General features: G+C 60.9%; 18 protein-coding genes, 1 tRNA gene and 2 pseudogenes. 17 read left to right on the top strand and 4 right to left on the bottom strand.

Translation table 11 applies throughout. The features are described from left to right. Positions 1–152: 152 nt before the first annotated feature. Positions 153–2,555 carry a transglycosylase domain-containing protein gene (locus PAB09_RS01395; protein ID WP_271034326.1) on the top strand — a complete coding sequence of 801 codons (2,403 nt, stop codon included), beginning with the start codon at positions 153–155 and terminating at the stop codon, positions 2,553–2,555. A gap of 44 nt (positions 2,556–2,599) precedes the next feature. Here the strand turns inward: PAB09_RS01395 and PAB09_RS01390 are convergent, their stop codons facing one another. Further along, positions 2,600–3,052, bottom strand: a complete 453-nt coding sequence (locus PAB09_RS01390; protein ID WP_271034325.1) for a GatB/YqeY domain-containing protein — start codon at positions 3,050–3,052, stop codon at positions 2,600–2,602. Between the two features lie 130 nt (positions 3,053–3,182). Here PAB09_RS01390 and PAB09_RS01385 point away from each other — a divergent pair, with 130 nt between their 5' ends. The 4 genes and pseudogenes from PAB09_RS01385 to PAB09_RS01370 all read left to right on the top strand — a co-directional run bounded on the left by PAB09_RS01385 (position 3,183) and on the right by PAB09_RS01370 (position 5,464). After that, a complete protein-coding gene (locus tag PAB09_RS01385; RefSeq protein ID WP_271034324.1) occupies positions 3,183–4,076 on the top strand; it encodes a metallophosphoesterase in 894 nt (297 codons plus the stop codon). Between the two features lie 65 nt (positions 4,077–4,141). Continuing rightward, positions 4,142–4,218: transfer RNA gene (locus tag PAB09_RS01380), tRNA-Pro, on the top strand. 284 nt (positions 4,219–4,502) lie between these two features. Further along, a pseudogene (locus PAB09_RS01375) lies at positions 4,503–5,102 on the top strand (DNA methyltransferase); the annotation flags it as partial. Between the two features lie 20 nt (positions 5,103–5,122). After that, positions 5,123–5,464, top strand: a complete 342-nt coding sequence (locus PAB09_RS01370; RefSeq protein ID WP_271034323.1) for a hypothetical protein — start codon at positions 5,123–5,125, stop codon at positions 5,462–5,464. Between the two features lie 93 nt (positions 5,465–5,557). On the opposite strand, the gene PAB09_RS01365 is transcribed toward PAB09_RS01370, so the two are convergent. Then, positions 5,558–6,961 carry a hypothetical protein gene (locus PAB09_RS01365; RefSeq protein WP_271034322.1) on the bottom strand — a complete coding sequence of 468 codons (1,404 nt, stop codon included), beginning with the start codon at positions 6,959–6,961 and terminating at the stop codon, positions 5,558–5,560. A gap of 200 nt (positions 6,962–7,161) precedes the next feature. Between PAB09_RS01365 and PAB09_RS01360 the strand changes: the two genes are divergently transcribed. From PAB09_RS01360 to PAB09_RS13275, 12 genes and pseudogenes are all read left to right on the top strand, one after another. Next, the gene (locus PAB09_RS01360; RefSeq protein ID WP_271034321.1) at positions 7,162–10,050 is read left to right on the top strand and encodes a DUF4040 family protein; all 2,889 of its coding nucleotides are present in this window, start codon (positions 7,162–7,164) and stop codon (positions 10,048–10,050) included. Continuing rightward, on the top strand, positions 10,047–10,481 hold the full coding sequence (locus tag PAB09_RS01355; RefSeq protein ID WP_271034320.1) for a cation:proton antiporter subunit C: 435 nt from the start codon (positions 10,047–10,049) through the stop codon (positions 10,479–10,481). Before PAB09_RS01360 ends, PAB09_RS01355 begins: the two co-directional genes overlap by 4 nt. Beyond that, positions 10,481–12,013, top strand: coding sequence for a monovalent cation/H+ antiporter subunit D family protein (locus PAB09_RS01350; protein ID WP_271034319.1), 1,533 nt, complete (start codon positions 10,481–10,483; stop codon positions 12,011–12,013). The genes PAB09_RS01355 and PAB09_RS01350 overlap by 1 nt, the downstream gene beginning before the upstream one ends. Next, the gene (locus tag PAB09_RS01345) at positions 12,013–12,429 is read left to right on the top strand and encodes a monovalent cation/H+ antiporter subunit E (RefSeq protein WP_271034318.1); all 417 of its coding nucleotides are present in this window, start codon (positions 12,013–12,015) and stop codon (positions 12,427–12,429) included. Before PAB09_RS01350 ends, PAB09_RS01345 begins: the two co-directional genes overlap by 1 nt. Continuing rightward, complete coding sequence (locus PAB09_RS01340; protein WP_271034317.1) at positions 12,430–12,696, top strand: cation:proton antiporter; 267 nt, start codon at positions 12,430–12,432, stop codon at positions 12,694–12,696. A gap of 2 nt (positions 12,697–12,698) precedes the next feature. Next, positions 12,699–13,037: a Na+/H+ antiporter subunit G gene (locus tag PAB09_RS01335; RefSeq protein WP_271034316.1), complete on the top strand. Its 339-nt coding sequence runs from the start codon at positions 12,699–12,701 to the stop codon at positions 13,035–13,037. Positions 13,038–13,234: 197 nt separating this feature from the next. Beyond that, a complete protein-coding gene (locus PAB09_RS01330; protein WP_271034315.1) occupies positions 13,235–13,783 on the top strand; it encodes a hypothetical protein in 549 nt (182 codons plus the stop codon). Between the two features lie 13 nt (positions 13,784–13,796). Beyond that, positions 13,797–14,927: a DNA polymerase III subunit epsilon gene (locus tag PAB09_RS01325; protein WP_271034314.1), complete on the top strand. Its 1,131-nt coding sequence runs from the start codon at positions 13,797–13,799 to the stop codon at positions 14,925–14,927. 184 nt (positions 14,928–15,111) lie between these two features. Further along, positions 15,112–16,428 (top strand): MurT ligase domain-containing protein, encoded by a 1,317-nt coding sequence (locus PAB09_RS01320; protein WP_271034313.1) that lies wholly within the window; start codon positions 15,112–15,114, stop codon positions 16,426–16,428. A gap of 5 nt (positions 16,429–16,433) precedes the next feature. Beyond that, positions 16,434–17,189, top strand: a complete 756-nt coding sequence (locus PAB09_RS01315) for a type 1 glutamine amidotransferase (protein WP_271034312.1) — start codon at positions 16,434–16,436, stop codon at positions 17,187–17,189. A gap of 596 nt (positions 17,190–17,785) precedes the next feature. Further along, positions 17,786–19,249, top strand: a complete 1,464-nt coding sequence (locus PAB09_RS01310; protein ID WP_271034311.1) for a DDE-type integrase/transposase/recombinase — start codon at positions 17,786–17,788, stop codon at positions 19,247–19,249. A gap of 498 nt (positions 19,250–19,747) precedes the next feature. Continuing rightward, positions 19,748–19,873, top strand: a pseudogene (locus PAB09_RS13275) (restriction endonuclease); the annotation flags it as partial. Positions 19,874–20,022: 149 nt separating this feature from the next. Here the strand turns inward: PAB09_RS13275 and PAB09_RS01305 are convergent. Both PAB09_RS01305 and PAB09_RS01300 read right to left on the bottom strand, forming a co-directional pair. Further along, the gene (locus PAB09_RS01305; protein WP_271034310.1) at positions 20,023–21,483 is read right to left on the bottom strand and encodes an Abi family protein; all 1,461 of its coding nucleotides are present in this window, start codon (positions 21,481–21,483) and stop codon (positions 20,023–20,025) included. A gap of 881 nt (positions 21,484–22,364) precedes the next feature. Further along, on the bottom strand, positions 22,365–23,186 hold the full coding sequence (locus PAB09_RS01300; RefSeq protein ID WP_271034309.1) for an alpha/beta fold hydrolase: 822 nt from the start codon (positions 23,184–23,186) through the stop codon (positions 22,365–22,367). Between the last annotated feature and the right edge of the window lie 157 nt (positions 23,187–23,343).

Here is a 23,343-nt window from a genome sequence, read left to right as displayed (position 1 = left end):
TTGGTCGTCCTCCTACCCTTGTGGAAACCTTGCCTTTCGGCTTTTGCACACTTGTAAGTGTATTCACTTTTTAGGTACTTAGTCGAATGGATCACACATTGAGGGGGGTTTTCGCATTCCCTACTCACAGGTTCGCCCGCTAGGGTAAAAGAGTGTCAAAGTGGAATTCACTGATGAAGTTGCTTGGAGCCACCATCGCGGCGGGGCTGACCAGCGCAGTAGCGCTTAGCCCCGTTGCCGCCTTGGGCGGCGTTGCTGTTGATCGCACAAACGCGACGATGCAATCCAACCTTGAGGACCTCACCGATGGTTCCGCACCGGGGGTCACTACGATTACGGACGCCAACGACAACGTGATCGCTTGGATCTACTCGCAGCGCCGCTATGAGGTGGACAGCACGCAGATCGCACAGACGATGAAAGATGCCATCGTCTCGATTGAGGATCGGCGTTTTTATGAGCACAACGGCGTTGATATCCAGGGCAATCTTCGCGCTATAGCCACCAACCTTGTCGCCGGCGGCGTGGAGCAGGGCGCCTCCACCATTGATCAGCAGTACGTCAAGAACTATTTGTTGTTGGTTACCTCCAACAACGCCGACGAACAGGCCGCGGCCGTGGAGACCTCGATCCCACGTAAGCTGCGCGAGATGCGCATGGCCTCCAGCATCGATGAGAGCCTTAGCAAGGATGAGATCCTCACCCGCTATCTCAACCTGATCCCCTTCGGCAATGGCGCCTACGGCATCGAGGCCGCCGCGCGCACCTACTTTGGGATTTCCGCCGCCGAGCTGAATGTCCCGCAGGCAGCGATGCTGGCGGGCATGGTGCAGTCCTCTTCTTATCTCGATCCCTATACCAACGCCGAGGCTGTTGTTGCCCGCCGCGACCAGGTCCTAGACGCGATGGTCTCTACCGGCACCCTGACCCAGGAAGACGCCGATCGCTTCCACCTTGAGCCCTTGGGAGTCTTGGAGTCCCCACAGGGGCTGCCCAACGGCTGCATTAACGCTGGCGACAATGGTTTCTTCTGCGACTATGTACTCAATTATCTAGCCAGCAGGGGGCTCGATACCGATCAGCTCACGCGTGGTTCCTACACCATCAAGACCACCTTGGACCAGAATGTTCAAAATGCTGCGCACGCTGCGGTCAGCAGCCAAGTTCCTTCGTCGACCTATGGCGTTGCCGACGTCATGAACGTGGTGGAGCCGGGCACGAATTCCCGCCGTATCTTGGCCATGACCTCCTCGCGTGACTATGGCCTCGACCTGGAGGCCGGGCAAACGGTGCTACCGCAAACTGCCTCGTTGGTGGGCAATGGCGCGGGTTCGGTGTTTAAGATTTTCACCGCCGCCGAAGCCCTTAATCAGGGCTATGGTCTCGATACCGTGCTGCAGGTGCCCACGCGCTACGTGGCTCAGGGCATGGGTGAGGGCGGCGCCTCGGGCTGCCCGGCGGGAAGCTATTGCGTGGAGAACTCGGGCTCTTATGCATCGTCGATGACGCTGCGCGATACGTTGGCCCAGTCTCCCAATACGCCGTTTGTCATGCTGATTGAGAAGCTGGGCGTGAGCAACGTGGTGGACCTGGCCGTGAAGATGGGCCTGCGTTCCTATACCAACGAGGGTTCCTTCGATGGGGAAAGCTCCATCGCGGACTATATGAAGGCACACAACCTCGGTTCCTTCACCCTTGGACCTACCGCCGTCAATGCGCTGGAGTTGTCGAACGTCGCTGCGACCCTCGCCTCGGGCGGTACCTGGTGCGAGCCAAGCCCCTTGGATTCGGTCACCGATGACAATGGCCAGGAGATCTACATTGAGCGCCCGGCTTGCGAACAGGCGATTAGCACCGATGTCGCCAATGCTTTGGCGAACGGGCTGAGCCAAGACGCCACGCGGGGCACCGCAGCTGATGCCGCGCGGGCGGCTGGGTGGAACGCGCCGGTGGCGGCGAAGACGGGTACTACTGAGTCGCACCAGTCGGCTGCCTTTATGGGCTTTAATAGCAACTTCGCGGCGGCGACCTACATCTATAACGACGGCACCACGATCTCCCCGTTGTGCACCGCCCCGGTTTCGCAGTGCTCCTACGGCTCGCTCTACGGCGGCGATGAGCCTGCACAGACCTGGTTCCAGGCCGCAAGCGCTCTGGGTGCTTCCGCGGGCTCGTTGCCTGCCTACGACCCGGCCTATGACACCGGTGTTGCTGGTACTTTGTCGGACAAGTACCGCGGCAAGCTGGCCGAGGATGTCCGCAAGGAACTGACTGGCCTGGGCTATGACGTGACGCTGCAGGTCAGCGCTGGCGATGGCACGGCCAAGGATCGCGTCATGCGTATCGACGCTACCCCGCCGCTGCGCGAGGGCTCGAAGGTGACGGTCTATGTCTCCGATGGCACGCGGCCGCGGCCGACGTCCACCGCGCCCACCACCACCGCGCCGAGCGCGTCCGCGAACTCGAATATCAGTGACCTATTCGGCATCAACGAGCAGGATCTCAATGACCTCAGCGATCAGATCCAGTCACTGCTCGAACCGAATGCCAACTAGCTCCATCGCCTAGCGCCAGCGTCCCACGCCAGCGCGGCCACACACTAGCTCAACGCCTGTCGCACTGCCGTCGACAGGCGTTTTCCGTCGGCGCGTCCTGCGGCCTTGGCGGTGGCGATCTTCATGACCTGGCCCATCTGGCGAATGGTGACTTCCCCCTCGACCGCGGCGATCGCCTCGGCCACGAGCTGGGCGAGTTCTTCGTCGTCAAGCTGGGCCGGCTGGTAGGCGGACAGCACCTCGGCTTCGAACAGCTCGGCGTCGGCAAGCTCCTGCCTGCCGGCCTCGGCGTAGACCTCGGCGGATTCGCGGCGCTTTTTAATCTCACGGGCGATGACCTTGAGCACGTCCTCGTCGGTGAGCTCGTGCTTGGAACCGGAGGTCTCCTCGACCTGGAGGGCGGCCAGCAGCATGCGCAGGGCGCCGGTACGCTCCTTTTCGCGGGCCTTCATGGCGGCGGTCATATCTTTACGGATCTGGTCTTTCAGTTCACTCATGATTGTTCATGCTACCCTCTGGTTTTCGCGATGTTGCGAAATCTTTATCGCTAGGCTTGAGGGTTAAAGTCTTTTTTAGAACTTGTGGCCTTAAAGCCATGTAGCCAAACTTACTTCCACGGAGGATGTCATGAATCGGACCATTCGGTTCCTTACTGGACTCGCCGCTTCCGGCATAGCCGCCGCTGCGTGGGGTGTGCGCGAGTGCTCCCAGTTTGAACTCAAGGAAGTCACCGTTCCGATTCTTGAACCTGGCACCCTGCGCGGCGCAAAGGATTTCACGATCCTCCACATCAGCGACCTGCACATGGTGCCTAATCAGACGCGTAAGCAGCAGTGGGTGGCTCAGCTTGCGGATCTGCGCCCCGACTTGGTGATCAACACCGGCGATAATCTTTCCGATCCGAAGGGTGTTCCCGGTGTTTTGCGGGCGTTGAATCCTCTGCTGCGATTCCCTGGTCTGTTCGTGTTTGGCACCAACGATTATTACGCGCCGCGCCTGGTCAACCCGTTTATTTACCTGCTGGGCAAGAAGCGCAAGGTCTCCGACATCGATCTTCCCTGGCGGGACATGCGTGCGGTGTTCCTTGAGCACGGCTGGCTCGATGCCAATCAGGCACGCCATGAGTTCCAGGTGGGCAGCGTTCGCATCGCCGCCACCGGCGTGGATGACCCCCACCACGATCTCGATGATTACGATGAGGTCGCCGGCGCCCCGAACCCGGATGCGGATCTATCGATCGCCTTGCTGCACTCCCCTGAGCCGCGTGTGCTTGAGCGATTTGAAGCCGACGGCTACGACTTAAGCTTCTCCGGCCACACCCACGGCGGCCAGATTTGTCTGTCCGGCGGGCGTGCCGTGGTGACCAACTGTGGCATCGACCGCGCGCGGGTCCAGGGTCTGCACCGCTTTGGGGATATGTGGATGCACGTCTCCAACGGTCTGGGCACCTCAAAGTTTGCCCCGGTGCGCCTTTTCTGCCGCCCGTCCGCCACTCTGCTACACGTCGTCGAACGCCCCTAACCTGCTGTTTTGCTTGTTCCCGGCAAGCGTACTAAGGTTTCTTGAGTACGCCACAAGGCTTACACCGGGATATGGCGCAGCTTGGTAGCGCGCTTCGTTCGGGACGAAGAGGTCGCAGGTTCAAATCCTGTTATCCCGACCAGATACCTGACCAACACACGTTGGTCAGGTTTTTTGCATTTCCTAAAGCAATCCAGACCGGCCAGGTTTCCCTTTTTATTTGCTTTGCTTGCCGACGCTCACCTGCGCGCCATCGTGGGTCGGGGATGCCACAAATACCCCACACCCATCCGAAACCCTGTTCGCACTTCGAGCCATGAAGGTCGGTATCGGCGGTTATTGTTTAATGGACTAACAGCCAGCCTACCTCCACACATGCAGGCTTGGTTACAGGAATCTCAACCGCCATAACAAAGGAACGAGAACGTGGGAAACGCACAGACTCTACGGATCACGTGGACCAACAAGGACAAGGCCCTCATTCCTACCGAAAAAGGAAAATACGGATACACCTGGGTAGATCCGTCTGACCCGCGCTATTGCGAAACGCATTACTTGGACTACGTAGACACCGTTGCTGGCATCCAGGCCGAAAAGGAGGAAGGACGTACCTACTCCGAGCGCGCCGACCTCGAGCCACAAAGTGACAACTTGCTCATTCTGGGCGAGTCCGGCGACGTGCTCGAAGCACTCACCAGGGTTCCGGAGTTGCGGGAAAAGTATGACGGCAAAGTGAAGTGCGTTTACATTGACCCGCCGTTTAACACCGCCCAGACCTTCGCCAACTACGAGGACAACCTGGAACATTCCATCTGGCTGACGATGATGCGGGACCGACTCGAACACCTGTGGAAGTTGCTTAGCGACGACGGCTCTATCTGGGTACACCTCGATGACGTGGAAAACCACCGCATGCGCATGTTGCTGGACGAGGTGTTCGGCAGCGCGAACTTTGTGGCGGAAATGCAGTGGGAAAAGACATATTCACCGCGCAACGACTCGAAGGGTATCCCTGCGGTGACTGACCCGAATACAAACTGGCGTACTTGTTCAACTTTGATTCTCAGGTGAAGTGGTGGACGCGTATCTACGATGGACAGGGAGCCAAAATTGCCTACACCACTCGCAATTTCTATGTCCCTGACTTCGTAGTCCGCGAAAAAGACGGCACGTACTGGATTGTTGAGGGCAAGGCCGACTCCCAGCGTCACGACGAGACGGTGCAGCTGAAAAAGAAGGCCGCCGAGCAGCTGATTCGCGAGCTGGTCGAGCATGAGGCCTACCAGAATCAGCGCTGGGGCTACGTCATCGCCTACGAGTCCGACATTGCTCAAGCCTCCTCGCTGGCAGACCTCACCGCGTCCTGTTTCGTGGTCGGTGGCGTGTAGACGGATGAAAAACCACCAACACATCAGCACCACAATGTGGTGAGGACGAGTTGGTGGTTTCTTTTCTCCGTCGACTATGTGGTGGTGTTTTATCTATTCTTGGTTTTCTACTTGGCCTTCGGCCTGCACCGCCGCCTTCTGCCCCACCCATCGCGTGGCCACCCCGCCCGCCGCGGCGAGCGCCGCGAGCACCGCGATGGACAGCCACACCGCTTGGCTGCTGCCGCCATTGCCGAGGGCGCTGATGGCGGTGGTGGAATAGTGCACCGGCATCAGCCCGGCGACAAACTGCCAGGCGGTGGACACGGGGCTGGTGGCGGCATGCGTCCACACCCAGCCCACCACGGCGGTTTGAAGCACCGCAAGAGCGGGTGCGGCCTTACCCAGGATGGGGCCGGCCAAAGCGGTGGCGGCAAACAGCAAGCCCGCGATTCCGGCGGAGGTCAGGGCCAGGACGGCGCCGATTCCCGTGCCCAATAGCCACACCAACCCGCCGGTGAGCACGGCAAGCGCCACCCCGGCGAGCAGCGTCTGGGCAAGGGTGCGCCGCGCCCCGAAGGCGGCCACGAGCAGGACCCCCACGGCGAGCAAGAAGGCATACATCGGCGGCAGGGAGCGGGTGATGCCGGCCTCGTCCGCCTGCGCGGTCCCTGCCTGGGCGGCGGGCAGGGCACGGGTGACGGCATCGATCTTGTCCTTGTTGGTGGTGGCCATCGTGTCGATCTTCGTGGCACCGGTGTTGAGCTCATCGACACCGCTGAGCGCCTCGTCGATGCCGTCGCCGAGCGAGTTGAGGCCGTCGGAAAGCTCCTTAGCGCCCTTGGTGGCGGAGTAGATGCCGTCGTGGAAGGCGTAGCCGGGGGTGTTGAGCTGGTTGGCAAGCTCACGGGAGCCGTCGCGCAGTGCGGTCAGCTGGGAGGTGACCGACTCGTCGAGTTGGAAGGTAGTGACCTGGTCGCGCAGGCTTTCCAACTGGCCGCGGAAACTCACCACATCCGGATCCTTGGAGTCCTTGGTGTCCGCCAAAACGCGGTCGACGGCACCGAGGATCTGCCCGCGGGCGGCCTCAAGCCCTACCACCTGGTCCACGGCCGCGCCCACGCCGTCGGCGACCTGGGTGGCACCAGCGCCGAGCTGGCCGGTGCCCGCCTGGAGCTCAACCATGCCTTGGGACAGCGCGGCGGCGCCGTCCTTGGCGCTGGTGGCGCCGTCGGCAAGCTGCTTGGCGCCGTCGGCAAGCTGGCCGGTGCCATCGACAAGCTGGCCGGTGCCCTGCTTGAGGAAGCCCGCCTGCGAGCCCGCCTCACCGGCGGCCCGGCGCGCGTCGACAAGCAAGGAATCGTCGATGGCGGCGGGGGCGGCCGGCGCGGCGGCGGTGTCGGAGCTCCAGGCGCTGGCGATGTCTGTGTCGGTGGCGGCGGCGTAGGTGGCACCGGCCACAACGGGTACGGCGAGCAAGGCAATGGCGCCGAAGCGGGCTGCGACGTGAGGGCTCATGGAAGAAGAATCTATCCCCGAGCGCGGGTTTTGCCCGTAGGCGCACCGACGCTCCCGCCACTTTCGCCCAGCTGTCGCCCCGCATCATTGTGTGGGTTGGAGGTCTTTGTGACCACGCCTTGACCTACGTCACCGATTTCATTCACTCAGCGCCTGCTAAGGTGGGGTGGTTGATTCCTAATGATTGACAGGTGAAACTTGTGACCATAGTTTTGATTCTCGCGCTGGCTGCCGTCGCGGCCGCGCCGGTCGCGGTGCGCCTGATCGGCCGCTTGGCGGGCTGGCCCCTTGCCGCCCTCTTTGCCGTGGCCGCGGCGCTTTTATTCCAGAAACTGCCCGGCGTGCTAGCCGGTGATGCTTTGGAATTCCACTATCGGTGGATCCCGGCCTTAGACATTTCCCTCTCCTTGCGTGCCGATGCCTTGAGCCTTTTCTTTGCGTTGCTCGCCTTGTGCATCGGCGCGGTTGTATTCATCTATTCGGCCGCCTACCTGCCAAGAACTGGCAATACCAGCTTTTATACGCTGATGAGCGCGTTCATGGCCGCCATCTTGCTGCTCGTGTTCGCCGATGACGTCTTCGTCTTGTTCATCGGCTGGGAGCTGGTCTCGCTGGCATCGTTCATGCTCATCGCTCGCTCCGGGGGCAAGGGCGGCGAGCTAGGCTCCCAGCGCACGTTGATCTTGACCTTCTTCGGCGGCCTGACCCTGCTCGTCGCCCTAGCTGTCGCGGCGGTGCAGGCGGGAACGACCAGCGTGTCCGGCATCTTGGCCAGCGACTTCTGGGTGGAGGAGCCCGCTATCACCACGACGCTGGCGGTGCTCATCGCCGTCTCGGCGTTTACGAAGTCCGCCCAGTTCCCCTTCCACTTCTGGCTGCCCGAGGCGATGGCCGCCGCCACCCCGGTCTCCGCGTTCCTACACGCCGCGGCCGTGGTCAAGGCGGGCATCTACCTGCTCATGCGCTTTTCACCGGTGTTTTCCGGAAACCACACCTGGAACTACCTGCTGATTGGCGTGGGCATGTTCACCGCGGTGATGGCCAGCCTGTTTGCCATCCAGAAGACGGACCTGAAAAAGCTCACCGCCTATTCCACGGTCTCCCACCTGGGTTGGATCGTTGCCACCATCGGCGTCGGCACGCCTTACGCGCTGGCTGCGGCGCTGGTGCATACCTTGGCGCACGCGCTGTTTAAGTCCTCGCTGTTCATGCTCATCGGCGTGGTCGATCACCAAACCGGCACCCGCAATATGGAGCGCCTGGGCTCCTCGTGGCGCCAGATGCCCTTTACCTTCGGCTCGGTAGTCATCGCCGCCGCCTCCATGGCCGCGGTGCCGCCGACGATGGGCTTTATTTCCAAGGAAGGCATGCTGGAGTCCTTCACGCAGGCCCCGATGGATGGGCTGGGAATCGTCGTGCTCCTGGGCGTGGCCGCCATCGGCGCGTTTTTCACCTTCACCTACTCCGCCCGCATCGTCTGCGACGGCTTCATCGACGGCGACCGCGACATGTCGGCGGTCAAAGAGGCCCCGGTTGCGCTCTGGCTTCCCGCAGCGCTGCCCGGGCTTTTATCTTTGCCGCTGGCCTTTGCCGTGGGCAGCCTGGATTACCCGATTACGGTCATCTCCGGGGAAGATACCCATCTCGCGCTGTGGCACGGGGTAACCGTCCCGCTTGGAATCTCCCTGGTGGTCTTGGTTGCCGGCGCCGTCGGTGTCGTCTACCGGCGTCGTATCTGGGCTTTGCTTTCCGATGCTTCCCTGCTGCCCTATAGCGGCAATGAGCTCCTCGGCGGGCTGACCTTGGTGTTGAGCAAGTTCGGCAAGCTCGCAGGCATGATGGCGGACTCGTTGTCGCCGACCCGCCACCTGTCTTACCTATTTTCCATGCTCGTCCTGCTGGCAGCCTCGGCCACCATCGTCGGGCTACCGCTTGCGCCACGCTTCCCCGGCGGCGAGCGCGTCTGGGACCTGCTGCCTTTGGCCATCGTCGCGATTGCGGTCATAGCTTTGGTTCGTACCCGCAAGCGCCTGACCGCCGTGGTGCTCATCGGTGCGGTGGGCATCGGGGTGACCTTGCAGATTCTCATGCTCGGCGCCCCGGACGTCGCGCTCACGCAGTTCATGGTGGAGGCACTGACCGTGGTCATCATGATGATGATCGTGCGCCAGCAGCCCGAAAGCTTCCACGCCCCGAAGAAGAAGGCCGCCATCATGGCCATTGCCGTAGGCATCGCGGCATTTGCTATGGTCTACTTCCTGCTCGGACGGCGCGACCGCAGCGAACTTGCCCAGTGGTACCTGGACAATGGCCCGCGGATCTCCACGGGCAACAACGTGGTCAACACGATCCTGGTCGAGTTCCGTGCCTTCGATACCTTGGGCGAGCTCTCCGTGCTGGGCATGTCCGCGATCGTGATCGCGGCCGTGGTCACCTCAATGCCGCGCTACCCCTTTGCCCGCGGCGCCCACCCAGCACCCTTTGGCCAGTCGCGCATCAACTCCATCCTGCTGAAGGTCCTGCTCAAGGTGTTGATCCCGGTCTTGCTGATCCTGAGTCTGCTGGTGTTCTGGCGCGGCCACCAAGCACCCGGCGGCGGCTTCATCGCCGCGCTGATTGCCGGTGGTGCGCTCATGCTTTCTTATCTGTCTTTCCCGCGCGACAAGCGCATCCTCCCGGTGCGCGCCCCGCTGTATCTGACCGGCGTGGGCATGCTCTTTGCCGTCGGCGACGGGCTCTGGGGCCTGTCCCACGGCTCCTTCCTCTATGCCATCCACGGCGAGGGGCTTGGCCAGCACTGGTCCTCGGCGATGATCTTCGACCTGGGCGTGTACCTAGCCGTGCTCGGCATGCTCTCGATGGCCATCAACGCCCTCGGCGGCTACCTGCGCCCAGGCATGGAGTACAAGGACTTGAACTTCACCCGCGAGGACTCCCCGCTGTCCTCCCCGAAGACCGTGGAGGAAGAGCTCGCCGCCCACTTCGAGGACTTCGGCGATCACCCGCGCACCGCCCCGGAGGGGCAGCAGGCGCAGATCCTGCGTCGCGCCAAGCACGAGGCCCAGCGTCTTGAGAAGGAGAACTCATGATTCTCGCACTGACCATCGCGATCCTCGCCGCGGGCGGGGTGTACCTAGTGCTCCAGCGCGGCATGCTGCGCATCGTCATCGGCATGACGCTGATCAGCCACGCCACCAACCTCATCATTTTGGCCATCGGCGGCACAACCAACCGAGAGGAGCCCTTCCCGAACCTCAATGACATCGCCACCATGGCCGACCCCGTCCCCCAGGCCTTCGTGCTGACGGCCATCGTCATCGCCATGGCCACCACGGCCTACATGCTCACCCTCTCCGGCCTAGGGCGCTCGGATGATACCGAGGCCGAGGAGGTCGCCGACGAGGATTCGCCGCTGCAGACCCTCGGGCGCTCGACCACGAAGGCCGAGCTTGCTGCCGATGAGGCGCACTACAGGCGTCGGCAAGCAAAACTGGCCCAAGCCGAGGAGGACCACCACTAATGGATTATGTACTTCCGCTTTTTGTGGGCATCCCGCTGGCCTTGGTCGCCATCGCCGCGATGTCGCCGTGGCGGTGGCTGCGCGACGGGCTGGCACTGGTCACCCCGATCGGCACCCTCGCCGCGGGCGCGTGGCTGTTTGGCTACACCGGCACCCACGGCACCATCGCGCACGCGGTCGGCGCCTATGTCGGCGGCGTGGCCATCCCGTTTGCCGCCGATCAATTCGCGGCGATCATGATCGTCACCGCCTCCCTGGTGGCCTTTGCCTCCAACTGGTTTGCCATCGTGGTCGGCGAGACGCAGTCGCGTTTTTACCCCGCGCTCTCGCTCATGCTGCTCACCGGCGTCATGGGTGGGCTTTTGACCGCCGACCTGTTCAACTTCTTCGTCTTCATCGAGGTCATGCTCCTGCCATCCTATGGGCTCATGGCCATGACCGGCACCTGGGGCAGGCTTTCGGCCGGGCGCACCTTCGTCCTGGTCAACCTGGCCACCTCCACGATGCTGCTCATCGGCGTCTCCGTCCTCTACGGCGTGGCCGGCGCGGTCAACATCGCAGCCCTTAAGGACGCCGCCGCTGGCAACCCCACCATCACCGTGACCATGGGCATCATCCTGATCGCGCTCGGCCTGAAGGCGGGTGTGTTCCCCATGCACACCTGGCTGCCACGCACCTACCCCTCCACCTCCGCCTCGGTGATGGGTCTATTTTCGGCCCTGCACACCAAGGTCGCCGTCTACATGATCTACCGCCTCTACGTGGTGGTCTTCGGGCTCGAGGATCGTTGGGGCTGGCTTATCATCGCACTGTCGGTGGCGTCCATGCTGGTGGGTGCCTTCGCAGGTCTGGCCGAGAATTCCATGCGCCGGGTGATCTCCTATCAGATGGTCAACGGCATGCCTTTTATCCTGGTCATGTTGGCGTTTACCGCTGGCAACGCCAAGGCTGCGCTCGGCGCGGGCATCTTCTACGCCCTGCACCACATGGTTACTGTCGGCTCGCTGATCCTTTCCACCGGCGCGGTGGAGGAGACCTACGGCACCGACCTTTTATCCAAGCTGTCCGGCATCGCCCGGCGCGACCCGCTGGTGGCGGCCGTGTTCGTGGCGGGTGCTTTCTCCATCGTGGGCTTCCCCCCGTTTTCCGGCCTGTGGGGCAAGGTCGGCGTGGTCTTGGGCGTAGCCCACGCGGGCACGGGTGCCTCCTGGTTCGTCATCACCGTCATCGTGATCGCCTCCTTCGGCGCCTTCTTGTCCATGCTGCGCCTGTGGCGCGAGGTGTTCTGGGGTGCTGAGATGAACCGCGAGCGTATCCCGCAGGCGCTTCGGGTGCCCTTCGCCCGGCTCGCCCCGGCCACCTTCCTGGTGGTGGTGAGCTTCGGCATGTTCATCTTCGCAGGCCCATTGGTGTCGGCCACGCAGGGTGCGGCCGAGGACCTGCTCGATACCAGCGGCTATCAGCAGGCGGTCTTGCACACCGGCCCGCACGGTGACGAGGCCCCGGTGGGCGTTGTGAAGGGAGAAGGCTAATGCTTCACGGAATCTGGTATGCGTTCTGGCTCATCAAGGAGCTGCTCAAGGCCGGCTGGACGGTGGTCGCCGATGTGCTCACCGGTTCTCAAAAAGTCGACCCGTGCGTGGTCTACTACCCGTTGCGCGTGACAAAGGACTGGCAGATTACCGCGTTTGCGGCCTCCATCACCATCACGCCCGGCACGATGTCGCTTGCGCTTATCGACGACCAGCCTACGGCCGGCGATGCCCCGGACACCCCGCGCCTTTTGGCCGTCCACGCGGTCCACGGCTCGGATCCCCGCGGCGTGCTCGCTGACCTCGCTGCCATGGAGGAGACGATGGCCCCGCACGTCAAGGGCATCGACAACCACTTGGACGAAGCCACGGTCATCTACCCCGCTCCTGCACCCGTGCTCAAGGAGGAGAAGTAAATGTTTGTCACTTTGGCCTCCATTGGCTTAGGCCTCATGGCGATCGCGATCATCGCGACCGTGGCGTTGATGGCGACCACCCGCGATCAGCTCACCGCCGCCGTCATCTCCGACCTGCTCTTCTACGGCATGATCGGCTTCTACGCGGTGTGGACCATGTTCCACTCCGCGCAGATCGACTACGAGGTCATCTTCCTCACCGCGATCGTCGGCGGCGTGTTGCCCACCATGTCGACCGCCCGCATCATCTCGAAAGGTAGGAGGTAAGGATGATTTTCGACCTCATCGCCGGAATCCTCGTCATCATCGCCGGGCTGCTCATGGTCATCACCGCGGTCGCCTTGTGGCGCGCCCCCGATGCGCTGACCCGAGCCAACCTGCTCGGGCCTACCACAGGCATCGCCATGCCGCTGATCGTGGTTGCCAAGCTCGTCCACGACGCGGGCCTCGGTGACTTAAGCCTAGGCACCGTCATCCGCGCGCTGCTGGCGATCGCAGCCTTCCTCGTGGTGCTTGCGGTAGGTTCCTTCGTCATGGGCCGCTCCTTGCTGGGGTTGGCCTTGGAGCAGGAGGAATCCTCACACCGTGAGTACCGTAACCACAGCTGACACGCACTATCGGGCGTAGTCGGCCACGCACCCACCGCATTGGATACCAATGTGGAAAGAGCAAAGGATCTCCTTTGCTCTTTCTTTGTTGGATGCACGTTCGAAAAGATCATCGAAACACGAGAGTTCGCGTCGCGAGCACGCGCTACGTTGATGTCACCTCAAGCACACACCCCTGTTGTGAGAAAGGTGAAACGATGCCAGCCCCGCTTTCCCCTGAGTCCGTTGTGTCCATGATGTCCAAGGGCATCAAGCAAATTGAGATCGCCCGAAAATACGGAGTTTCACGCCAGTACGTGGGCCAATTGGCCAAGCGGGGTGGCTACGTCTCACCGATTACGATGGTGCAAGAAAACCTGCCCTGGGATGTCGCGCCGCAGCACCTGCGCAACACCGCCTATAAGGCACTCACCTTGCACGGTCACTACCGCCTGTCCCCGGAAACACTGCGTCAGGCCAGCGCATCGAAGAAGCTGCGGGCCTTGTACGGCAGGCTCATCAACAATGATGTCGTCATTGACTATGATCCCTCGTACCCAGCGGTACCAGGCCTTTTGGGTGCAGGTGGCTTCGCCTTTGTCCCGCGCGAAGAAGAGGATGAGGATTTCATCATCAAGATTCACCCGGGAATCCGGCTGACCCGGTTGGGCAATCAGCTCTGGCGTTTCCCAACAAACATTCCCCGAACGCAGGTCACGTTTCATCATGGGGCGACGGCTCCCGAATGGATCCTGCTTTCCAGCTAGACTAAGACCCACTATGAGCATTGAAAAAGGCATTACCCACGAGTATCACGATGGCAACGCGCACACCGGCGCGGTCAGCGAGCAGGGTGCTGCAGGTTCGGAAGAAAAGCCTTCGCTGTCGCCTGACCGCGCCGAGCGCGAGCGTCAGCGCCAGCGTGAGATCGAGGCGGCGCCTTTTGTCGTGCTCACTGTGAAATCCTCCGGCATCCACCCGTCCACGGCGCGCGTCGTCGTGGTCGATGCCATCACCTTGGACCCCGATGGCAATCAGGTGGAGGATTTTTACGCGGTGCTCAACCCCGCGGGTGATCCCGGCCCGGTTCATCTGCATGGGCTCACCCATGAGCAGGTCGCCGAGGGCAAGCGCTTCAGCCAGATCCTCAAGCCGCTGGGCAGGCTCATCGACGGGCGCACGCTCATCGTCCACAACACCGCGGCCACCTGGGGCTTCATCGTGGCTGAGGCCCGGCGTGCCATGAGCAACGCCGCTCGGTCGAATCGCACCCGCGGGCGGGGCCGGGGTCGCCGGCGCCAACGCGTTGGCCACGTACCGCAGCCGGCGCTGATCGTGGATACCCTGGCCACCGCACGCAGGTTGGGATTGCAGTCGGCCGATACCCGCGTCCGCGCCGTGGCCGCGGATCTGGGGCTGGAGGCGCCCGTTGCGCAGGCCAGCGTGCAGCGCGCCGCCCGCGAAGCCTTCGAGGTCACCCGCGAGGAAACCATGCTCACCGCGCGGGTCTTCTTTGTCGAGCATGCTCGTGGAATCCTCGCGCAGACAACCCCGGATGCCTTGCGCGCGGATCGCTTTGGGTTACAGCGCAGCCACATTAGGGTCGATGCCCCGCACACCCCGGCCCCGGAAAACCCAGGGGTGTACTCCCCGGAGCAGGGACTTGTGGCGGGCATGGAGTTTGTGATCGCGCCTGAGATCAGCATGGATCCTGACCTCATCATCGAAGCCGGGTTGCGCGAGGGGCTGTCCTATTCGGAAAAGATCACCCGCAAGTCCTCGGTGGTGGTGTGCAATAAGCGCGAAAACCTGGTGGGCAAGGCGATGCACGCCGATAGAAAGCAGATCCCGCTGCTGTCGGATGAGGAGTTCCTCGCCGCCATCCTAAAGAAGTCTCAAGCCGAAAATTAGCCCCCAGGGGTGTCGGCAACTCCCCACCACAACCGGGTGGGTGCAGCGCTTGTCGCGCGGGGGTCGCTTTCCCGGCGTATCAGGCAAAGAATGAGAGACCGGTGGTGAGAAAAATCCGACACCAGCGGCCCCACCCATCCGGGATTGCCCATAGCGGGGACTTGTGAGACTAGACTTATCGCCCATGAAGTTGCCAACGTTTTCTTCGCTGCCAGCAGCCCCGAAATTAGGTCTACGCACCACAATCGCCGTAGGCCTTGCCAACCTCGCCACCGCCGCTTCACGTGCAACCGGGCGCGGCTCCGGCGGCATGATCGGCGGTTTGATCGCGGAGAAGATCGACCCCAACATCATGGCCTCCTTAGGGGCCGGGCGCCCCGTGGCGCTGGTGACCGGGACAAACGGCAAGTCCACCACCACCCGCATGTTGGCCTCGGCGGTGCGCAGCGCGCATACCGTGGCCACGAATGAGGGCGGCGACAACATGGACGCGGGCATCATTTCCGCGCTGATGGCGGGCACCACTGCCAGCCACGTGGTCTTGGAGGTCGATGAGCTGCACGTGCCGCGCGTGGCCAAGCGTTTGGGCGCCTCCTGCCTGGTGCTTTTGAATCTCTCACGCGACCAGCTCGATCGCGTGGGCGAGATCAATAAGATCGAGCGCACCCTGCGCCAGGCGGTCGCGGAGAACCCGGACATGACCATCATCGCCAACTGCGATGACGTGCTGGTCACCTCCGTTGCCTATGATGCGCAGAACGTGGTGTGGGTTTCCGCGGGCGCGGGGTGGCTCAACGATGCCACCAGTTGCCCGCGCACCGGCGGCCACATCATCCATGAGGGCGCGCATTGGCGTGCGGCCAAGCCGCTTGCCGACGGCTCCGCCTTCGAACGCCCCGCCCCTGATTGGACGATTACAGCCGAAGGAATCGTCGATAAGCACGGAAACGTTCACCCGCTGAACCTGAAACTGCCTGGTAACGCCAACCGTGGCAACGCCGCGCAGGCCATCGCCGCGGCCGTGGAATGCTTCGATATCAGCCTCGACGCCGCGATCAAGGCCGCCGAATCCGTCGATGACGTGGCCGGACGCTACTCCACCGTCACCCTCGGCGAGCACGAGATCCACCTGCTGTTGGCCAAGAACCCCGCCGGGTGGCAGGAAGCGCTGTCCATGGTCGATCGCAGCGCCGAAGGCCTGGTCATCGCGGTCAACGGCCAGGTCGCCGACGGCGAGGACCTGTCGTGGCTGTGGGACGTGAAGTTTGAGGACCTTTCCTCGCTTTCGGTCAAGGCCGCCGGTGAGCGCGGCACGGACCTTGCCGTGCGCCTGACCTACGCTGAGGTCGAGCACGAGCTCATCAAGGATCCGATCACCGCGATCAAGGCCTGCCCGCCCGGCCGGGTGGAGGTCCTTGCCAACTACACCGCTTTCCGTGACCTGAAGAAGGCACTGGTCGCGGCCGTAAAAGATGCCACCACCAACTCCAAGGAGGCCTAAACATTATGAGTGAATTAACCATTGGCCTCATCCTCCCGGATGTTTTGGGCACCTACGGCGACGACGGCAACGCCCTGGTTTTGCGCCAGCGCGCCCGCATGCGCGGCATTGATGCCGCGATTCATCCGGTCAAGCTCGGCGAACCCGTGCCGGATTCCCTCGACCTCTACTGCGTCGGCGGCGGTGAAGACACCGCACAGATCCTTGCCGCCCAGCATCTGATTGCCGACGGCGGGCTTACCCGCGCGGCGGCGAAGAACACCCCGATCCTTGCCATTTGCGCAGGCCTGCAGGTGCTCGGCGTATCCTTCCGCGCGGGCGGTGGCATCGTCGACGGCGTGGGGCTTATCGACGCCACCACCATCTCCATGCAAAAGCGTGCCATCGGTGAGGTAGCCACCACCCCCACCGGCGCCGGCATGACCGCGCAGCTGACCGACAAGCTCACCGGCTTCGAAAATCACATGGGCGCCACCATCCTAGGCCCCGACGCGCAGACACTGGGCACGGTGACCACCGGCATCGGCAACGCCGACGAGGCCGCGGTGGCAACCGCCAAGGTCGATGCCGCCCAGACCTTTGCCGAGGGCGCGGTCCAGGGCTCGGTGATCTGCACCTACATGCACGGCCCGGCGCTCGCCCGCAACCCGCAGCTGGCGGACCTTTTGCTCGCGCAGGCGATGGGCAAGCAGCTCGTTGAGCTGGAGCCGCTGGATATTCCGGTGGTGGCACAGCTGCGCAGCGAGCGCCTCGGGCACTAGTTTTGTAGGTTCGACAAGGGGCGACCCGCTTCGGGTAAGGCAACCGCCGGGCCTGGCCCCCGGAGCCTTTCTCATGAGGTTGAAGCCGCCTCCTACACCGGTGTATCCGCGCCGATGAAGCCGGAACCCACCGCACCCGCCTTCCGTTTGAGGCACCTATCCGTGTGGGACGAAAATATAAGTCCACCTCGTCCATAACCACGAAAGCAATCGAGAATTCGACGACCTCTACGCACACGTTGCGGTCCCATTCGTCAGGCCGAGAGTCCTTGTGCTAAGTAGAGGAGCCCTCCAAAAAACTGGAATCTTTCGCTAACACGGGCAATCACGATTCCATTTCCAGCCGTGGACTAATCGTTCTTCTTCGGCGAATGTGCCAATCGGGTACTCACATCGAAATGAAGAATTAGGAACTTCGTCGATAAGCTGGCAAAGCTAACGAGGACTGCCTTGAGGAGGAACCTCTAGTCTTAGGCTGTCCTGTCTAGGGACTTTTTGGACGGGGAGTCCAGTTAGTTTTTGGACGGGGAGTCCATGGGGTTTGTGGACGTGATGTCTAACAGCTTTTTGGACGTGATTCGGGTTGGAATATTCAAATGGCTATTCCAACCCATATTCGTAAGAAGATCGCGGATTTCGATCCCGTCCGTGACGGTAAGACCATCACCAAGTTCTGCAAAGAAATCGGCGTGTCCCGGCAGACGTACAACAACATCAAACATCGCATCGCTGAACGCGGCCGGGCAGGAATTATCCCGGATTCCACAGCACCGAAGAATCCTGCCCGAAAGTTCGATGTCGAGCTACGCCAACTCGTCGTCCAGGCCCGCCAGGTACTGAAAGAAACTGGCCGCGACTATGGGCCGTGGTCGATCTACTACTACTTGCTGGATGACCTGCGGATGGAGAATCCTCCGCAGCGCTCGACGATTGCTTTGTGGCTTCACGAAGCCGGTGTTGTTGACGGGAATGCCCGCAAGCGCCCCAGAAGCTCATACAAACGGTTTGCCCGCGCAAAGGTCAACGAGTTGTGGCAGATTGATGGCTTCGTCTACCGCTTATTCGACACTGCGCATACCCAGATCACGATCTACCAGCTCATCGATGACGCCAGTCGTTTCGACCTCGGATCGCAAGCATTCAGCAGGCCTGAAAACGGTGTCGATGCACGCGCCACCTTGGCTGCAGCAATGGATTCTTATGGCTGTCCTCAGGAGGTGCTGTCCGATAACGGTGAGGCCTTCGCCACCTATCACCGGGGCCGACTATCGGACACCGAACGATGGCTAGCGGGTTTGGGCGTGTGGTCTATTGCTGGATTCGCCCCACAAACCCAAGGTAAAGATGAACGATCTCATCAAACGATCTTCCGGTATCTCGATGCGCGCACACCCACAACAATCGAGCAAGTCCACAAGCTGTTGGTGGAGTATCGCAACTACTACAACACCAAGCGGCGCCACCAAGGCCTCAACCACGGCAAAATGCACATCACCCCTGCACAAGCCCGTGAGATCCTTGACCACGCTACCCCTCCCGCACAGCCTGTTGATCCAGATGTTTTATGGGCCAAAATCGCCACGTATTACCACAGCATGCACGGTGGTTTTCCCGCTGGAAGAGAAAACGCCTTGGACAAAGTGGCAGCTTCACCCAAGGCGCATAACCACGATAGTGAGCCAATCCATCAAGATTCACGCGCCATCGATGACTCCAGCGTAGCCGCCATCACCCCGGCGTCAAGTAATAGCTGGGGCATCCCCGACGAACTCTGGATCAACCGCAGTGGTGTTGTCACCATCCTCAAACACCGCTTGTACGTCGGCACTCGATGGAAAAACAGAATGCTCTACAGCCAAGTCAGCAACAATCACGCAGAGTTTTTCACCGCGCACGACGGTGAGCTTTTATTCTCCTTCCCACTTCCTATTACCTTGTTGCACCGACCGGCCGGAGGCCAGATCAACATCGGACACGTCGAAGGGATGTGGCACCGCCGCCCGCCAGAAATCAAACCGATCCTGTCGCGACCGCGGCCCTCGCGACGCAAAAAGCCATAGACCGCCCAACGCCTAAAACCTGTCCACAAACCCCTCGGACTCCCCGTCCACAAAGTGGCTAGACTCCCTGTCCAAAAAGTCTATGGACTCCGTGTCCAAAAACCCCATGGACATAACACCTCTAGTCTTAGGCCCCTCGGTCCATCAGGATCCCCTCCAAGAACCGCATTGGTGGGGCGATACCTTAGGCCTTGGCATCACCCCGCGAAGGCGTACGTCCAGACGACGGATTTCGGGGACTCGATGCTCGAGAGGTTTCCGGAAAATGTCCGCACTAACGCTGCTTCGCAAACAATCCATCGGGAAGGTTACCGGTCACGTCGTGGAAACCTGTAGACATGCGGTCTGGAGACGTCTATAAGCAAGAAACCGAAACCACCCCCAACCCTCAACCCCCGGGCACAGATCGAAACCGGCGTGGCACTCAACGATGCAGCGGTAGCAGTGGACCTGCTGGCCCGACTGCACGGCAATCACCCGAAGTTCTTCGAGCACGCGATGCCCGATCCGCTGATCGCAATGGGATACGGCGGCACGCAGGAAACGACTACGCGCACGCAGCTTTCCTACGACGGCGGCGCCGAGGGAAACACTGGCCAGGACGAGCTGGGACTGTCGGGGACCTACGTGCAAGTGAAGTGCTACGCGCCGAGTTCCTCGATCGGGCGGCCCGCAATTCAAAGTGGCGGGGGCACGCACAGGTCAGACGCACCGTCGACATCGTGGAAGTGGATGAGGACTACTTCGAGTCAGGCTTATGGACACCTACGCCGTCATGCCGTCGTACTCAAAGGCTCACCACCTCCTCCTGGTGGCAGCAGGTCATCAACTTGCTCTGGGGTAAGCCTACCCTGTTCGAGGAGCGTCTTCGGCGTGAGGCCGTTCGGGTCCACGGGGGTAAGCCACCATTTCAGGGCGTGCCATGAGGCATCGTCGGTGCCAGCGAACACAGCCAGCAATCTTTCATTTGCCCGAGCCACACAATCATGAATCTTCTTGTGGCTCAAATCGATTTGAAATGATGGGTACTCGAAGGAATTGGTTTCCTGAATACCAATCAACTTGTGCTGCTTGCGAAGGTATCGCAAGTAGTCCAATCGTTTCTTCGGCGGTGCTTCGCTTCGCAAGATCGAGCCGATTTCCTGTGGTTGCATGGTTTCGACCGAGCCGAAAAGCCTTCTCTTTTCAAGCTTGTCTTCGCAGGAATTTCGGTAAACAGGACTCCAGAGTTCTAGGTACTCCCAAACAGCTGGAAATCCCATAGCCTCCAAATCAAACCCATTTTCACGTGCTCCATCTTTGCAAAATTGAACAATCTCAAGACGCCATGGGTGCTGTGGCTGAATCTTCTCCAAGAGATAGGCGATAATAGCCAAGGAGCAGTAAACGCGACTTCGATCCGCATTACCCAGGTGCGCCAGCTCCGCAACCCCTTGTGGAGGCGCACCAAGCTGCGACGTGATATTCCGGTTCCAAAGCCGCGAGTGGTGGGCACAAACGTTCCTAATATACCGGAGGTGGTTTATCCAGTTTGCCATGGTAGACCCGTCCCCCACATACCGGTCATCCACTATCCGGTAAGAAACAGCAAGACGATCTTTACTGTTTTGCTTCATTCCTGAAAAAAGGGTACTCAGCGTACCGAAAGCTAGGATCTCCGTCATTACCCAAACTGGAAGCGGACGCCCATACTTATCTTCGAAGTGCTCGATAAAAACGTCACTTGAGCGCCTCTCCTCTTTGTCTACCTGCTTGAGCCACTTCGCATGTTCACTTATCGCCCAATCCGCATGGAGCAACCCCGGTGGTCGACCAGAATTGAACTTCGTGAATTCAGGAGCAAGGCACGAAGGATCGCAGTGCGCAAAGGCGCTTACCATGCCCAAAACATGCCCAATTTCGGATCTCAGGGAGATCTCAATTGCTCTTATCCCCTCGAATACCTTTTGTCTTAGCTCGTCGTCGAATTGGTACAACGCCACGGCATCCTCGAACTTTGAATCAGCCCTGAAAGTAGATTTGCGCTTCTGGAGGATCTTTCCCTTCGACGTTTTATATGTCGATGGAGAATCCAACTCACGAAAATTGAACCAATACCCAGAAAGACGATAATAACCTATTTCTCGAAGTAGCTTCTCCGCTTCTTCTGGATTGATGAACTGTAAGCCATTCCGGCTGAGCTTTTGAATTTGCTCACCAATTGTGAGGAAGGGCTTGTCATAGGAAATAGGCAAGACGTCTTTCCTTGGGCTCAAATAGAACTAGCCACGTCTCCAGTAGGCGGAGGAACGTGACTAGCCGTAGTGTTCACGATTGTACCAGTATACGGATGAATTATCAGCCATGCGTGGCGCTTTTACCCCGGCTTCGATAACGCGCAGATAAACAACGACGAAGCCTAGGAGGAATCATCCACGTGGGGCCACAAGCGGAACGCGTCGCCAAGCGAAAACGCAGGGCCTACGAGCGTAGCGTCCTGTCATTGATTTTGTAGTGCAGCAGCATAAGTACGCCGCATCCCGCACCGAGAGATTGTTCGTAAGAGGGCGTTGCTTGCTACTGGTAAGGGAGCCGCAATCGTTGAGATCATCACTCCAATGCCGTCGCACGATGCGTCTTTCACCATTGCCACCAATCAGTGCCCATTCATCTTGATCAATCTCACTTCATCTTTCATATTCATCTTTCACATTTCAATGTATGAGAGAAGAACTCCGGGACTTGGCCATTAGCGCAGTTAATCCCATTAATTATTGCCCTCATCATACTCAAACGTCTTTGTTAATTTTGCCGAGAATATCAAAGATGCCCCCTTGTCGCCATGACGTTTGTGGGCAACAAGCACTTATCAGGCCAGTGCATAGCGCTGAAATTTGCTCGTTGATTCTTTTGTTTGCACAATCGTGCCTTCCCGAAGCATGACACCAAGCGCAGGTGTTATCTGTCCCAGGCTAAGACCAGATGCACTGCATAGCTGCTTCTTTGTCAACGGTTCTGCCGCAGCCCGCAAAGTAGCAAGAATCAACCCTTCTTTTTCCCTCATCGACATATAGGTTCTCCGCGCAGACTCTCCCACCTGCTGTTGCTGCATCCCTGGTCAATGGCGCACCAGCACCTAGGCCCCACTAGCCCGGGCGACATCGGCCATGAGGATTCCCGGCCAGGTGTCCACCTGCGCCCTCGTCGTGGCTACCTGCAGGTTGGCGTTCGGCAGCAGGCTGGCAAGCGCATGGGCGGTGGAAAGCGGATGCGTGGGGTCTTGTGCCCAGGCCAGGATGGTCGTGGGCACGTCGATGGTGGTCAGCGCCTGCTGCGGGGGCAGGTCACTCATCGCGGCACCGCGATAGACCCAGGGCAGGAGCTCTTCTTTCACGTCGGGGCTGGTCTTCGGCGCCCCGGCCAGCGCCGGGGGTTCTTCGTGGTCTTGTTCTACATCCAGCAGGGCCTGCAACCCGTGCTTTTCGACAAGCCGCGCCGTGGCCTCATAATCGCCGGACTTGGCAGCGCGGGTGTCCCAGGCGGTCGGCGGAGCCAGGAGGGTGAGGCTGCTAAACCGACCGGGGTCAATGAGGGCCGCATGCAACAGCGTCGCGCACCCCATCGAGGGGCCCACGCCGTGGACGCGCTCGCCGGGGAACTGCTCGTCGAGCAGCGTGAGCAAATCCTTAGCCAGGTTGGGCCACCGATAATCCTCCGCGACCGGGCGGCCGGTGGAAAAGCCGTGGCCGCGGGCGTCGTAACGCAATAGGCGGGTGCCGCTCAAGCCCCGGCCGAGGTCGAGGTTGAGCACCCGGTCGCGCGCCCGGCTGGAGGTGAGCCCGTGGAGTTGCACGACCGGATGCCCGCCCTCGTCGCTGACTTCATACGCCAGGTCCGCGCCGGTTACGGCACAGAATCTAGGGCCGGGGTTATGTGCTGATGTGCCGCTGCCCGTCATTGTTCCTCCTCGTTGCCGCGGTAATTCGCCAGGGTGGCTTGGAAAAGACGATCCCTGCCCGGCGGACCAGCAAGAGCCTTCAGGCCGCGCGCGGACGCTGGGGTGCCGCTGGGCGTACCAGCTTCGCTTCCCAAGCCAGGTTGGCGTTTGTCACCGT

The sequence above is a fragment of the Corynebacterium sp. SCR221107 genome (genome assembly GCF_027886475.1).
Lineage (GTDB): Bacteria > Actinomycetota > Actinomycetes > Mycobacteriales > Mycobacteriaceae > Corynebacterium.
The sequence above is the reverse complement of the archived record's forward strand: the minus strand, read 5'-3'. Positions and strand labels throughout refer to the sequence as shown.